The sequence below is a fragment of the Luteibacter aegosomatis genome (assembly GCF_023078455.1).
GTDB classification, from domain to species: Bacteria; Pseudomonadota; Gammaproteobacteria; order Xanthomonadales; family Rhodanobacteraceae; genus Luteibacter; species Luteibacter aegosomatis.
Genome location: NZ_CP095740.1, coordinates 4,041,803 through 4,055,933, shown reverse-complemented (window position 1 = coordinate 4,055,933; position 14,131 = coordinate 4,041,803). Strand labels below are relative to the sequence as shown.

Sequence of the window (14,131 nt, the reverse complement as noted above, 5' to 3'; positions counted from 1 at the left end):
ATCGCCAGGGTCGTGGAAGTGACGACGGATAGCACGCGATGTCGGGAGCGTCCATGCGACTCATGACACGGCCGGTACTTTGCGGAAGGTCAGCCACAGCGCCGAAGCCAGGAAGTAGAACCCGCCGAAGGCCGCATACGGTGCGAGCTCGACCACGCCCGGCACGGTGTCGCCGAGGGACCGCGCGATGAAGATCACGCCGGCCAGCGCGGACTGCGCGCCGCTGATGATCATGAAGGCCTGTCCGCCCAGCTTGCGGCGACGGATGCCCACGGCGAGCTGGAAGAGGCCCGCGAGCAGGGCCCAGGCACCGAACACGGCCAGTCCGCCCGCGTTGCCTTTCTGGACGAAAGCCACGGTCACGCAGATGGCGGTCAGGGTGCTGACGATGGCGTTGAGGCGCTGGCCGGGATTCACCGCGAGGCCGCCGTTCCGCCGCGCGTCGATGATGTTCGCCAAGGCGTCCCACGCCGGATAGATGAAGAGCAGCACGCCCGCCGCGAGCGGGGACTTGGCCGCCAGGAGCGCCACCAGGACGACCCAGGCGAAAGCCGCGCCTGCGCGGAGGAAATAGAACTGGCGCAGGGCCAGGCGGTTCTCGAGGGAGCTGTTCATGAGGGGGAATCCGAATCGAAGGTGGCACAAACCTACTAGTAGGTAGGTCATTAGTCAACTACTTTTTCTCGTGGGGGTAGACGACTGAAATCTACCTTCCAGATGGTAGACTAGCGGCATGACTACTCAGCAGCGACTCATCGATTCGGCCCGCCGTTTCATCCAGACGCGTGGCTACAACGGTTTCAGCTATGCCGACGTCGCCGAAGAGGTGAACGTGCGCAAGGCGAGCATCCACCACCACTTTCCGTCGAAGTCCGACCTGGCCAGCGCGGTGGTGGAGGAGTCGCGGGCGATCATCGTCCAGCAGATCAACTTCCTCGCCGAGGGCAGCTTCAATCCGGAAGAGCAGTTGCGGATGTACACGGGCTATTGGGAAAAGTGCATCGCCGACGCGTCCGCCCCGTTCTGCGTGGCGGGCATGCTCGCGGCGGAACTGCCCACCTTGCCCGACGATCTCGCGACGCATGTCCGCGCGCATTTTCGCGATCTGTCGCACTGGCTCGAAACCGTGCTGACCAAGGGCGCGCAGCTCGGGCTGTTCGAGCTGCAGGCCTCCGCCCGGCTCGAAGCCGAGTCGTTCATGTCGATGGTCTACGGCGCCATGCTGGCCGCGCGCGCCTACGGCGATCCGAAGGTGTTCGCGGACATCGTGGAGAACGGGCTGAGGAAGCTCCTGCAGGTGCCCGCGCCCTCAAGGTAGGTCGGCGATCCCGCTTCGGTGGGGGCGCGCGGGCAGGGAGCGGCCCTCGACGATCCGGTGCAGGGCCTGCATGGCGACATCGTTGCCCTGCTTTTCGGCCACGCGGTAAGGCGTATCCCCCTGGCGGTCGCGATGCGACGGATCGGCGCCTCGCTGCAGCAGCGGCTGGAGCATCTGCAGCCTGCCGAACATCACGGCGAACGAAAGCGCGGTCTCGCCCGCGTTGTTGGCCTGGTCGACGGGGCAGTGAGTGGAAAGCAGCCGCGCCGCGATGTCCATCTGGCCCTTGTACAGGGCGCCCATGAGCGCGGTGTTGCCGTTACGGTCGCCGAGGCATGCATTCGCGCCGCGCGCCAGGAGATGATCGAGCGCGGCGGGCTGGTCGTCGTAGGCGGCCAGGATCGTCGCCGTGTAGCCGGCAGGCGTCTTGGCGTCGATGGGATATCCCGCGTCCAGCAGCGCGTCGAGGATGTCGATGCGCCCCACGCGTGCCGCGTCGAACCAGGCATCGTCGTAGCGGTGCGCGTCGACACGCTGGGTGGCGGCGATGGCCGACGGCTCCACGCCGCGCACGGCGAGGCGAAGGCGCGGCGACATGAACCATGTGCCCGCGGCCACCAGCACGACGAGCGTGGGCAGCCAGCACCGAGGGGATCGAAGGAAGCGGAGCATCGTCATGGTGTCGGCACCCGGCGTGGCGCCGGGTGCCGTGGCTCCTTCAGTCCTGAAGCGTGTCGGACAAGGTCTTCACCTTGGCGAGGTCCGCGTGCACCGCCTTCGCCAGACGCTCGCCGTACTCGTGGTCCGCGCGGTAGAAATACGACAGCATGCGGTAGAGGTTGTCCTGCGTGCGCACCTTCGCGAGATCGTCGCCCAGCGCCGTGACCAGGAACGTCCGGTCCTGCGCCGAGAGGCTGCGGTAATACTCGCCCGCCTGGAAGAAATCGCGCGGCTTGCTGGTCTTCTGCTGCTGCGTGGTGCCGGCCAGAGGCGTGCGGACGCCCTTGGCCGACGGATCTTCCGACACTTCGGCGATGCCCGACGGCTCGTAGTTGGTCTCGCCCTTGCGTCCGCTCGCGTTCATCGCGCCGTCCTGGTCCTCGTTGCGGACGGGCACCGCGGGGCGGTTGATGGGCAGGCTGTTGTAGTTCGCGCCGAGCCGGTACATCTGCGTGTCGGCGTAGGCGAAGAGGCGGCCCTGGAGCATGCGGTCTTCCGACGGCTCGATGCCCGGCACGAGGCGTGATGGCGCGAAGGCGGATTCCTCGGTGCTTTCGAAGTAGTTGTCGGGCACGCGATCCAGCGTCATGGTGCCGATCTTGCGCTCAGGTACGCCGGTCCAGACCTTGGTGTCGTCCAGGCCGTCGAAATCGAACTTCGTCAGCTCATCGGGCGTCAGCACCTGCACGTAGAGATCCCATTTCGGATCGTCGCCCTTGCGGATGGCGCCATAGAGATCGTTGGTCATCAGGTTCCAGTCCTTGCCGATGGACGGTCCGATCTCGGCCGGCTTGAAGCCGTGGATGCCCTGCTGGCTCTTCCAGTGGAACTTGACGTAGTGCACCTCGCCCTTCGCGTTGACGAACTTGAAGGCATGCACGGCGAAGCCGTCCATGTGGCGGTAGGAGTCCGGCATGCCTTCCACCGTGTAGAGGTGGGTGAGCATGTTGGTGGCTTCGGGCGTGTGCGCAAAGAAGTCGAAGGCCAGTTCCGGATCCTGCACGCCGGTGACCGCGCTGGGCTTGTTCGCGTGCACGAAGTCGGGGAATTTGATCGCGTCGCGGATGAAGAAGATCGGCCAGTTGATGCCGACCATGTCCCAGTTGCCTTCCTGCGTGTAGAACTTGATGGCGAAGCCGCGCGGGTCGCGGGCCTGCTCGGGCGAACCGCGATAACCCATCACCGTGGAGAAGCGCACGAACACCGGCGTGGTGATGCCCGGGGTGAACACCTTCGCGCGGGTGAGGTCGGAGATATCCACGCTGGGCATGAAGCTGCCGAAGGCGCCGGTGCCGCGCGCATGCACCACGCGCTCGGGAATGCGCTCGCGGTCGAAGCGTTGCAGTTTCTCGATCAGGTGCGAGTCCTGCAGCAGCACGGGGCCCGCCGGGCCGGCGGTCTGCGAATTCTGGTTGTCGCCCACCGGTGCACCGCCGTCGGTGGTCAGATGGGTTTGCTGCGCGTGGGCCGCGCCGACGAGCGTACATGCCAGCGCGAACGCCAGCGTTCCGATGGATAGCTTCTTCAAGGGGTTGATCCTGCCTGCCGCACCTCGCTGGTGCCGTCGGCGATCATGCGTGGCATGATGAGATTGATCCAATCGTTCGTTGCTATCGAGGCGATAGATCGGGCGAATGTGTCGAGCATCACGCTATGCACGTGCGGCATCGTTCGCGGCGATACGCGATATGATCGATCATTCCTCGACGGAGCCAGTGCATGCCCGGTCCAACGCGTCCCAAGGTCGCCATTCTCGACGATTACCAGGGCGTCGCCCTGCGCATGGCGGACTGGTCCATCCTCGACGGACGAGCGGAGGTGGTGGCATTCGACGATCACCTCGCCCGTGTCGACGACGTCGTCGAGCGTCTGCGGCCCTTCGACGTGGTGTGCGTCATGCGCGAGCGCACGCCGCTCACGCGAGACGTGATCGACCGCCTGCCGAACCTGAAACTCATCGCATCGACGGGACGGGCCAACGCGTCCATCGATACGGCCGCCGCCGCCGAACGCGGCATCGAGGTCACGCACACCGACTATTCGTCCACGCCGACCATCGAGCTGACCTGGGCGCTGATCCTGGCAATGGTGCGCAACCTCGCCATCGAAAACCGTTCGTTGCGCGATGGCGGCTGGCAGGTGGGCCTGGGCACGGAACTGGCGGGCAAGACGCTCGGTCTGCTGGGCCTGGGCCATATCGGTTCGGCGGTGGGCGTCATCGCGCAGGCGTTCCGCATGAACGTGATCGCCTGGAGCCAGAACCTCACCGCCGAGCGCGCGGCGGAGAAGGGCGTACGGCTCGTCGACAAGGACACGCTGTTCGGCGAATCGGACATCCTGTCGATCCACGTGCGCCTGAGTGATCGCACGCAGGGTCTGGTGGGCGCGCCGGAACTAGCCCTGATGAGGCCGACGAGTCGCCTGGTGAATACGTCGCGCGGGCCGATCGTCGATAACGGGGCATTGCTTGCCGCGCTTCGGCAGCGTCGCATCGCGGGCGCCGCCATCGACGTCTTCGATACCGAACCGCTGCCTCTCGACGATCCCTTCCGGTCGCTCGATAACCTGCTTGCCACGCCGCACATCGGCTACGTCACTGCCGAGATGTACCGGACGTTTTATGGGGATGCGTTGCGTCACATCGTGGCGTGGGTCGAAAGCGGCGTGCGCAAAAAGCCGTAGGTGCGGTCGGGCGATATCGTGACATCGAAAAACTCCCTTCGGCGGCCGCCGAAGGGAGCGATCGATCATGCCGCCTTGCGTTCCGCAGCCGACCCTTTCTTCTTGCGCAGATCGTAACGATCCAGGTTCATCACCTTCGCCCAGGCGTCGACGAAGTCGTCGATGAACTTCTTCTCGGCGTCCGCGCTGGCGTATACCTCGGCAAGCGCACGCAACACCGAGTTCGAGCCGAAGACGAGATCGACGCGGCTCGCGGTCCAGCGTGGTTTGCCGGTGCCTCGCTCGCTGCCGTTGAACGATTCGGCGGCGGCCGACGAGGGCTTCCACTCCGTGCCCATGTCGAGCAGGTTGCGGAAGAAGTCGTTGCTCAGCGTACCGGGGCGATCGGTGAGCACGCCGAGCTGGCTGCCGTCGGCATTCGCGCCGAGCACGCGCAGGCCACCTACCAGTACCGTCATTTCGGGCGCGGTGAGCGTCAGCTTCTGCGCCTTGTCGATGAGCAGCGCTTCGGCCGGTACGGCGTAACGCTCCTTCACGAAGTTGCGGAAGCCGTCGGCGACCGGTTCCAACGGCGCGAACGACTCGACGTCGGTCTGCTCCTGCGTGGCATCGGTGCGGCCCGGGGAGAACGGCACGGTCACGTCGTGGCCGGCGGCCTTGGCGGCCTTCTCGATGGCGGCACCGCCCGCCAGCACGATCAGGTCGGCCAGCGACACCGGCTTGCCGAAGTCCTTGCGGACGCCTTCAAGCGTATCCAGTACCTTCTTCAGCTGGTCGGGGCGGTTGACCTTCCAGTCTTTCTGCGGCGCCAGGCGGATGCGCGCACCGTTACCGCCGCCACGCTTGTCGCCGCCGCGGAAGGTGGACGCCGAGGCCCAGGCCGTCGATACCAGGTCCGACACGCTGAGGCCCGACGCCAGCACCTTTTCCTTGAGCGCCTTGATGTCGGATTCGGCGAGCGGCGGATGGCTGGCCTCGGGGACGGGGTCCTGCCAGATCAGCACTTCCTCGGGCACTTCCGGGCCGAGGTAGCGCGAGCGCGGGCCCATGTCGCGGTGGGTGAGCTTGAACCAGGCGCGCGCGAACGCATCGGCGAACTGTTCGGGATGCTCCAGGAATCGGCGCGAAATCTTCTCGTAGGCGGGGTCCATGCGCAGCGACAGGTCGGTGGTGAGCATGGTGGGGCGCTTGTTGGGGCCGCCGTGCGCATCGGGAACGCTGTCGTCGGCGTTCTTGGCCACCCACTGGTTCGCGCCGGCGGGACTCTTTTCCAGTTCCCACTCGTACTTGAACAGGTTCTCGAAGAAGAGGTTGGTCCACTTCGTGGGCTGCTGCGTCCAGGTGACTTCCAGGCCGCTGGTGATCGTGTCGCGGCCCTTGCCGCTGCCGTAACTGTTGCGCCAGCCCAGGCCCTGTTCGGCGAGCTCAGCGCCCTCGGGTTCGGACGCCACGTTGTCGGACGGGCCGGCGCCGTGCGTCTTGCCGAACGTGTGGCCGCCCGCGATCAGCGCGACGGTCTCTTCGTCGTTCATCGCCATGCGGCCGAAGGTGACGCGGATATCGTGCGCCGCCGCCACGGGATCGGGGTTGCCGTCCGGGCCTTCCGGGTTGACGTAGATCAGGCCCATCTGCACGGCGGCGAGGGGATTCTCCAGGTTGCGCCCGCCGTCGGTGCGGCTGTGCTCGTGGCCGTGGAGTTCGGCGTCGGCGGTGACCACGCCCTCGTCGGCCGGCTTGGGCTTGGGCGCCTCTTCGGCATCCTTGGTTTGCGCCGCGTGCTTGCCGTAGCGGATATCGCCGCCCAGCCAGGTCGTTTCGTTGCCCCAGTAGACGTCCTGGTCGGGTTCCCAGGTGTCTTCGCGTCCGCCGCCGAAGCCGAAGGTCTTGAAGCCCATGCTCTCCAGCGCGACGTTGCCGGTGAGGATGAGCAGGTCGGCCCAGGAGAGCGCGCGGCCGTATTTCTGCTTCACCGGCCAGAGGAGGCGGCGAGCCTTGTCGAGGCTCACGTTGTCGGGCCAGCTGTTCAGGGGAGCGAAACGTTGCTGGCCGCGTCCGCCGCCGCCGCGTCCGTCCTCGATGCGATAGGTGCCGGCGCTGTGCCAGGCCATGCGGACGAAGAGGGGGCCATAGTGGCCGAAGTCGGCCGGCCACCAGTCCTGCGAATCGGTCATGACCTTCTCGAGGTCTTTCTTCACCGCGGCCAGGTCGAGCGCTTCGAACGCCTCGGCATAATCGAAGTCGGCATCCATCGGGTTGGATCGCGACGAATGCTGGTTCAGCAGGTCGACGCGCAGCCGCTTGGGCCACCAGTCGCTGTTGGTCGTACCGCCGCCGGCGGTGTGGTTGAACGGGCACTTGGACTCGCTGGACATCTGCGCTTCTCCTCTGGCTGGCCGACTCGGTAGGGCTAAGGACGGAATGACGCATGCATACCGGATCTTATGCCCCGTATGAATCATCGCGAAAATTGATTGATCCTATGATGACAAGAGGCCAGGCCTATCACGAAGAGGCCGCCTCAGGGGGCGGCCTTTTCTTGTCAGGGCCCTTTTCGATGGCGAAACTCAGCGGGCGGGCTCCACATGGAGCACTCGGGCCAGATCCTGCTTGAGCAGGTAAAGCGAGACGGACAGGAGCACGAGATCTTTCAGCAGGAAGGCCGTGTTGATCGTCATGGCCGGAAAACCACCGGCATCGCCCAGCCACGCGTCGGGAACGAACGGCATGACCGTCAGCGTGGCGATGAACGTGGCCGTCGACCCCAAGGCACCGATCACACCTAGCTTCTTGTTCCAGAAGCCCAGCAGCAACAGCGTTCCGTAGGTCCATTCCGAGGTGCCGAGGAAGATGGACGTTCCCCGGATGCCGAGCGTCGGAATCGTCCAGGAAATGAGCGGGCCGTTCGTGATGATCGGAAGCAGCCCTTCGATCTCGGCGGTGAACCATTTGTCGTAGCCGAACCACGCGAAGATGATCACCATCGCCGCGCGCAGCAGGTGGTAGTCGATGTCGCTGCGGAGGAAACGGCTGCGGGCGAGGGCGCTGGCGATGGCGTTCATGGCTGGATTCCTTGGGGTCGGGTGGGGGCGTTACTGCACGGCCGGAAAATCGACGTCGGTGTCGTTGATGCGGTTGAACGTGTTGGTAAACACGGTGAGCGCGATGGCGAACGCGATGGCGACCAACTGTTTGTCGCCGTATCCCGCGGCGCGGATCTCGGCGAGGGTGTCCGCCGGCACAGTGCCGCGTTCGCGCAGCGTGGCGATCACGAAGCGGACTAGGCTGTCGCGCTTGTCGTCACCGGTGGGCTGGAGTGTGCGGATGGCGCGGGTGTCGTCGGCCGATAAGCCGGCCAGCTTGCCGAGCATGTCGTGCGCGGCCACGCAGTATTCGCAGCCGGTCTGCGCGCTTACCGCCAGCTTGATGGTTTCCAGATCCTTGCGGCCGAGCCCGGCAGCGGCGAGGGCGCCTTCGGCGTCCAGGTAAGCGGAGAGCACGCCGGGCGAGAGATGGCCCAGGGCGGCGAAGAGGTTGGGAACCTGGCCGCCGGTGGCCTTGCGGACCTTGGCATAGACCTCGGCGGTGGCGCCGGTGGCGGTATCGACGGCGGGGATGGCGATGCGGTTCATGGCGTGACTCCTTGCGTGGTGGGAATGACGCCAGTTTGCGGATCTGAGGTGATCTCGACGAGCCCCATAATTCTCAATAAGATGCTCAAAAGGATCACGAGGTATCGCCCATGGCGTCAAACGTCGACTGGCTGAGCCGCCTGCTCGCCGTCGTTTCGGTACGCGGCTGGCTGGAGATCCGCTGCGCCTACGGCGCGCCCTGGAACGTCACCTACACCGACTCTTCAGCGGGCGAGATGCCCTATCACCTGCTGTTGCGCGGCCGTGCCGTGCTCGACGATCCGGTGACCCGGCAAACCACGCCCTTGCAGGCGGGCGACATCGTGCTGTTTCCCCACGGCTCCGCCCATGTGCTGCGCGACGTGAGTGGCGACGCGCCCGCGAGGACGCACGAGCGCCATCTGCTCAACGAGCTGGTGCTCAGCGAAAACGACGGGCAGGGCGAACGCTTCGACATGCTTTGCGGTCGCTTCGCCACCGACGCGCCGCACGATCGGTGGATGCGGCACTACTTGCCGTCCACGCTCGTGGTGCGCGCCGGCATGCACGGCACGTCGCCGGCGGCGGACCACCTGGCGGGCCTCGTGAACCTCATGCGCAACGAATCCGCCGACGAGCGCCTTGGCGGCTACGCCATGCTCAACGCGCTGTCGTCGGCGTTGTTCGCGCTGGTGCTTCGCGTGGCGGGTGAATCGGACGAGCCACCACCGGGATTGCTGGCCCTGGCCGGTCATCCGCGGCTGGCACCGGCGATCGCGGCGATGCTCGCCGATCCGGCCCGCGCATGGACCCTGCCCGAGTTAGCCGGGTTGTGCAGCATGTCGCGCGCGACGTTCATGCGGCGTTTCCAGGATGGGCTGGGGCGTTCCTCCGCCGAATTCCTCCAAGACGTCCGCATGAGCCTGGCCGTCAACGAACTGCGCCGTCCGGGCGTCGCGACGGAGGTCGTCGCCGACAGGGTCGGCTACCGCTCGGTGGCCGCGTTCCGTCGCGTGTTCACGCAGTGGATGGGCATGACGCCTGGGGAGTGGAGGCGCTCGACCGGAGTGAGCGGCTCGCGGTGACCCCTATCGCGAACAGCGTCGCGCCCATCCTCCGGCCGTCGATCTTCCTGCCGAAGGGTGGAAGCGGACCCTGTTCGCGATTCCTGCGCGGCGGTGACGTCGGAAAGTCTTATTGTCCGGCCGTGCCCGTATTCCAGATCGGCCCGTTGTCGTCGTAGATCACCATGTTGCCGTCGCCCTGCACGAACAGGCGCGCATTGGCGTGGCCACCGGAGTTCGACTGCCAGATCGTGGTGCCCAGCGAGCTGTAGAGAACGAGGTTGCCGTCGTTCTCCAGGCGCAGCTCGCCCGCGCCCATGTCGTACGTCCACGGGATCCAGATCGACGTATTGGCGGCGTCGTACAGAACGAGGTTGCTGTCCCGCTGCAGGTCGAGATGATGTCCGCCGTCGCAGGAGACCACGCTTTGCCCCGGTGTGATGCCTTCTCCTACGCCGATGCTGCCGCAGCCGACGGGCGCGGCGATCGCGGGCAGGCTCGGCGGAGCGAAAAAGCCGAGATTTACCGCCTCGGCGATGGCCTGGTGGCCGGCGTCGTTCGGGTGCAGGTGGTCGCCCGAATCGTAGGCGGGAAGGTAGCGGGTGGGATGCTGTGGGTCGTGCACGGCGAGGTCCTGGTCCACCACGCCGTCGCATCCGCTGTCGGCACCGCGAATGAAGGCGTTGACGGCCGCGCGCACGTTTTCGCCCGCGGTGGACCACGTCGACCAGCCCTCGTAAGGCGTGAGCGTGGAGCAGAGGAACTTGAAGCCGCGCGCGTGGGCGCGGTCGATCAACGATGCTTCGGCGGCGATGAGAGCGTCGGCGGTCGGCAAAGGGGTGGCGCCGAGGTCGTTGATCGGATCGTCGGAGAAGATCACCCAGCGTGCGCCGGACTGATCGAGCGCGTCGTGGTCGAAGCGGTTCGGGGCGCTCACGCCCGAGCCGTCGGCGAGTAGGCGGTTGCCGGAAATGCCTTCGTCGATCACGCCCACGTTCTTGCCCGCGGCGGCCAGCCGCGCGGCCAGGTCGTTGGGCCATCGACGGTTGGCGTTGAACGACGAGCCGTCGCCATTGGTGATCGAGGCGCCCAGCGTCACGACGGCGCCCTGAGGATTCGGGCCCTGCACGTCCACGTTGGAGAGGAACACGTCGTTCTGGTCGGCGAAGGCGGGGATGTCGCCCTGTCCGGCCACGTCGCCGTTGGCGAGGTAGAGCGTCTGGCCGCTGAAGTCGTGGCCGGTGATGCGACCCGGGGTCGGCTGCGGCACGTAGAAGCTGACGGTGAGGTCGGACAGGGCCGGCACCGTCATGTCGATGCCGTCGCTGGTGGCTTCCTGGCCGGGCGCGAGGGTGATGGTCGCCTGGTTGTCGAACGTCACGGCATGATCGGTGTCGCGACGGGAGGACGATCCTCCCGCGCTCTGCGCGATGTGGACGTCGCTCAGCGTGACGGGCCGGTCGCCGTAGCGATTGGACACGCGGATGCGTGCCGACGTGCCGCCGATGCTCGTGTGAACGATATGGCGCAAGGTGAGGCCGCCGAAGTCGCGCGTGCCGATGTCCTTGGCCGCGACACCCCAGGTGCCGACCCATGGCGCGAGCGTGGAAGAGGCGTGGGCGCCGCCGGTGGCGAAAAGCGCCGTGCCGAGCAGGAGCGCGAGCGGGCGGTGGCGCAGGAACGTGCGTGTCATCGCGGCTATCCTTCGTGGGAGGGGCGGCCAGTGTTTCCGGCCGCCGGGTCGCGGTTTTGTACGAATCCGCCGCGGCACGCCATTCTGCGGAGCGCGTCACATCACCCTTGTCCGGGAAAAATTTCATGCAAGACTGTGGTGCGCGTGTTTCGTACAACGAACGGCTTGCATGCCGTCACTCCAAAGGCCATCGATAGCCGCATGAGCGCCATCACCGATAACCGTCTCGCCGACCACCGTCCCCTCGGTCGCGGCGATGCCAAGACCCTGGTTCTTTCCGCCCTCGGCGGTGCCCTCGAGTTCTACGATTTCGTGATCTTCGCGTACTTCGCGAAGGTACTCGGCCACCTGTTCTTCCCGCCCGGCACCTCGGATTTCCTGGCCCAGTTGCAGGCCTTCGGCATCTTCGCGGTGGGTTACCTCGCGCGGCCGCTGGGCGGCGTCGTGATGGCGCACTTCGGCGATCGCGTCGGCCGCAAGCGCATGTTCACCTTGAGCGTGTTCCTCATGGCGGTGCCGACGCTGCTCATCGGCCTGCTGCCCACCTACGCGAGCATCGGCCTCATGGCACCCGTGCTGCTCACCCTGCTGCGCGTGGTGCAGGGCATCGCCATCGGCGGCGAGATCCCGGGCGCCTGGGTGTTCGTGGCCGAACACGTGCCGCCGCGCCGCGTCGGCCTGGCCTGCGCGAGCCTCACCTCGGGCCTCACGGCGGGCATCCTGATCGGTTCGCTGGTGGCCGCGGGCCTGAGCAGTCACCTCTCCGAGGCACAGATGCTCGACCACGGCTGGCGCATCGCCTTTCTCGTCGGCGGCGTGTTCGGTTTCTTCGCCGTCTACCTGCGCCGCTGGCTGAGCGAAACGCCCGTGTTCGCCCGCATGCGCGAGCGTCGCGAGATCACCGCCGAACTGCCCGCGTGGGTGGTGGTGCGCGATCACCTGCCGGGCGTGCTGCTCTCGATGGTGGTCACCTGGGTGCTCACCGCCGCCATCGTGGTGGTGATCCTCATGACGCCGACCCTGATGCAGACGACCTTCCACGTGGAGCAGTCGCGCGCCTTCGCCGGCGGCAGCATCGCCGCGCTGGCCCTGTGCTTCGGCTGCTTCGGCGGCGGCTTGCTGGTGGATGCGGTGGGGCGGGCAAAGGCCATGCTGGTCGGTTCCATCGGCCTGGCCGCGTCGACCTACGCGTTGTACCTCGATCTTCGCGGCGGCGGCGGGCACCTGTTCGTCCTCTACGCCTTGGCCGGGTTCTTCTCGGGCGTGGCCGGCGTGGTGCCGGCCGTGCTGGTCACCACCTTTCCGCCGGCCATCCGTTTCTCCGGGATTTCGCTGTCGTACAACGTGGCCTACGCGATCTGCGGCGCGGCCACGCCCGTGGTGGTGGGCCTGCTCGCCAAGGGGCAGGGGAGCCTGGGCCCGGCGCATTACGTCGGGCTGGTGTCCTTGGTGGGCGTCGCCTCGGGTTGTTACATGCTGGTAAGTCGCCGACCGGTTCACGACCGCTAATTCACCGGCGTTTCACCGGTGTGACGGCGACGGCCCCGGTGGCCGCGCGGCGCTGTTGCTTCAGGTCCCGGGCTTGGGCATCCTTGCGCCGTCTTTCCCCACCCGCTCGCTCCAGACCCCATGACTGACGTCATCACCCTCGGCTGGCGCGAACGGCTCGCTCTGCCGTCGCTCGGCATCCCCGTCCTCAAGGCCAAGCTCGACACGGGCGCGCGCTCATCGTCGCTGCACGTCGAATGGCTGGAGGCGGACGAGCGCGACGACGGCACGTGGTTGCGCTTCCAGGTGCGCACCACCCGCAGGGGCGGCATCTCCGAACCGTGCGAGGCCCGGGCCACCGGGCGGCGAACGGTCACCGATTCGGGCGGTCACAGCACCGAGCGATGGTTCATCCAGGCCGATATCGAACTGGCCGGCCAGCGCTTCATCGCCGAGGTGAACCTGACCGACCGCCGCCACATGCTCTTTCCCCTCCTACTCGGCCGGACGGCGCTCCATGGGCGCTTCCAGGTCGATCCCTCGCTTTCCTACTCGCAGACGCCACGACGCGCCTCTCGGGAACCCACATGAAAATCGCCATCCTGTCGCGCAACGCACGGCTGTACTCCACGCAGCGGCTGGTGGAGGCGGCGCGCCGGCGCAAGCACACCGTGCGCGTGCTCGACCCGCTGCGTTGCTACATGAGCATCGCGCCGCAGTCGTTCGCCATCCATTTCAAGGGCAGGCCGCTGGGCCCGGTGGATTGCGTGATCCCGCGCATCGGCGCCTCGAGCACCTTCTACGGCACCGCCGTGCTGCGCCAGCTCGAGCTGATGGGCGTCTACACGCCGAATCCATCCGACGCGGTGCTGCGCGCCCGCGACAAGTTGCGCTGCCTGCAATTGCTCGCCGCGCGCGGCATCGACATGCCGCTGACCGCCTTCGGCGACAACCCGGACGACACCACCGACCTGCTCGCCATGCTCGGCGAGCCGCCACACATCATCAAGCTCAACGAAGGCACCCAGGGCGCGGGGGTGGTGCTGGCCGAAAAGCGCTCGGCCTCCAAGAGCGTGATCGAGGCCTTCCGCGGCCTCTATGCCAATTTCCTCGTTCAGGAATTCATCCGCGAGGCCAACGGCAGCGACCTGCGCTGCTTCGTGGTGGGCGGCGAGGTGGTGGCTTCCATGCAGCGTTCCTCGGCTCCCGGCGAGTTCCGCGCCAACCTGCACCGGGGCGGCACGGCCGAGGCGGTGGAGCTGTCGGCCGACGAGCGCCGCGTGGCCATCGAGGCGGCCTCGGCCCTGGGCCTGGAAGTGGCCGGCGTCGACCTGCTGCGCTCCGGCCGCGGTCCGCTGCTGCTGGAGGTGAACGCCTCCCCGGGCCTGGAAGGCATCGAAGCCAGCACCGGCGTGGACGTGGCGGGAGCCATCATCGCCCACTGCGAGCGCCGCCTGGCTGAACGCCCGATTACGCCGAAGGCCCGCAAGGCCAAGTCTCCCAAGGGATTAACGGCGATTTAAACGCCGGTCCCCTATAAAGGATCCACTGTGATTCC

General features: G+C 66.8%; 13 protein-coding genes. 6 read left to right on the top strand and 7 right to left on the bottom strand.

Annotated features, from left to right (window positions below):
• Positions 1-60 precede the first annotated feature (60 nt).
• Positions 61-615 (bottom strand): hypothetical protein, encoded by a 555-nt coding sequence (locus L2Y94_RS18225; protein WP_247370733.1) that lies wholly within the window; start codon positions 613-615, stop codon positions 61-63.
• A 118-nt stretch (positions 616-733) separates the two neighbouring features.
• Here L2Y94_RS18225 and L2Y94_RS18220 point away from each other — a divergent pair, with 118 nt between their 5' ends.
• On the top strand, positions 734-1,318 hold the full coding sequence (locus tag L2Y94_RS18220) for a TetR/AcrR family transcriptional regulator (RefSeq protein WP_247370731.1): 585 nt from the start codon (positions 734-736) through the stop codon (positions 1,316-1,318).
• Here L2Y94_RS18220 and L2Y94_RS18215 read toward each other — a convergent pair.
• Together L2Y94_RS18215 and L2Y94_RS18210 are read right to left on the bottom strand one after the other, a co-directional pair.
• A complete protein-coding gene (locus L2Y94_RS18215) occupies positions 1,310-1,996 on the bottom strand; it encodes an ankyrin repeat domain-containing protein (RefSeq protein ID WP_247370728.1) in 687 nt (228 codons plus the stop codon). The genes L2Y94_RS18220 and L2Y94_RS18215 overlap by 9 nt on opposite strands.
• A 40-nt stretch (positions 1,997-2,036) precedes the next feature.
• Positions 2,037-3,566 carry a catalase gene (locus L2Y94_RS18210; RefSeq protein WP_425602412.1) on the bottom strand — a complete coding sequence of 510 codons (1,530 nt, stop codon included), beginning with the start codon at positions 3,564-3,566 and terminating at the stop codon, positions 2,037-2,039.
• Positions 3,567-3,757: 191 nt separating this feature from the next.
• Between L2Y94_RS18210 and L2Y94_RS18205 the strand changes: the two genes are divergently transcribed.
• A complete protein-coding gene (locus L2Y94_RS18205; RefSeq protein WP_247370726.1) occupies positions 3,758-4,720 on the top strand; it encodes a D-2-hydroxyacid dehydrogenase family protein in 963 nt (320 codons plus the stop codon).
• 65 nt (positions 4,721-4,785) lie between these two features.
• Here the strand turns inward: L2Y94_RS18205 and katG are convergent, their stop codons facing one another.
• From katG to L2Y94_RS18190, 3 genes are all read right to left on the bottom strand, one after another.
• Positions 4,786-7,092, bottom strand: a complete 2,307-nt coding sequence (katG, locus tag L2Y94_RS18200; protein ID WP_247370723.1) for a catalase/peroxidase HPI — start codon at positions 7,090-7,092, stop codon at positions 4,786-4,788.
• Positions 7,093-7,284: 192 nt separating this feature from the next.
• Entirely contained in the window at positions 7,285-7,779 is a 495-nt protein-coding gene (locus tag L2Y94_RS18195; RefSeq protein ID WP_247370720.1) for a YkgB family protein, read from the bottom strand.
• Positions 7,780-7,809: 30 nt separating this feature from the next.
• Positions 7,810-8,349: a carboxymuconolactone decarboxylase family protein gene (locus L2Y94_RS18190; protein ID WP_247370718.1), complete on the bottom strand. Its 540-nt coding sequence runs from the start codon at positions 8,347-8,349 to the stop codon at positions 7,810-7,812.
• Positions 8,350-8,459: 110 nt separating this feature from the next.
• On the opposite strand from L2Y94_RS18190, the gene L2Y94_RS18185 reads away from it, so the two are divergent.
• Complete coding sequence (locus L2Y94_RS18185) at positions 8,460-9,413, top strand: cupin domain-containing protein (RefSeq protein ID WP_247370715.1); 954 nt, start codon at positions 8,460-8,462, stop codon at positions 9,411-9,413.
• Between the two features lie 109 nt (positions 9,414-9,522).
• Here L2Y94_RS18185 and L2Y94_RS18180 read toward each other — a convergent pair whose 3' ends face one another.
• The gene (locus tag L2Y94_RS18180) at positions 9,523-11,085 is read right to left on the bottom strand and encodes an SGNH/GDSL hydrolase family protein (RefSeq protein WP_247370712.1); all 1,563 of its coding nucleotides are present in this window, start codon (positions 11,083-11,085) and stop codon (positions 9,523-9,525) included.
• 201 nt (positions 11,086-11,286) lie between these two features.
• On the opposite strand from L2Y94_RS18180, the gene L2Y94_RS18175 reads away from it, so the two are divergent.
• The 3 genes from L2Y94_RS18175 (at position 11,287) to rimK (ending at position 14,096) form a co-directional block, all read left to right on the top strand.
• A complete protein-coding gene (locus L2Y94_RS18175; RefSeq protein WP_247370709.1) occupies positions 11,287-12,594 on the top strand; it encodes an MFS transporter in 1,308 nt (435 codons plus the stop codon).
• A 120-nt stretch (positions 12,595-12,714) separates the two neighbouring features.
• Positions 12,715-13,164, top strand: coding sequence for an ATP-dependent zinc protease family protein (locus L2Y94_RS18170; RefSeq protein WP_247370707.1), 450 nt, complete (start codon positions 12,715-12,717; stop codon positions 13,162-13,164).
• Positions 13,161-14,096, top strand: coding sequence for a 30S ribosomal protein S6--L-glutamate ligase (gene rimK, locus L2Y94_RS18165; RefSeq protein ID WP_247370704.1), 936 nt, complete (start codon positions 13,161-13,163; stop codon positions 14,094-14,096). Before L2Y94_RS18170 ends, rimK begins: the two co-directional genes overlap by 4 nt.
• The last annotated feature ends 35 nt before the right edge of the window (positions 14,097-14,131 follow it).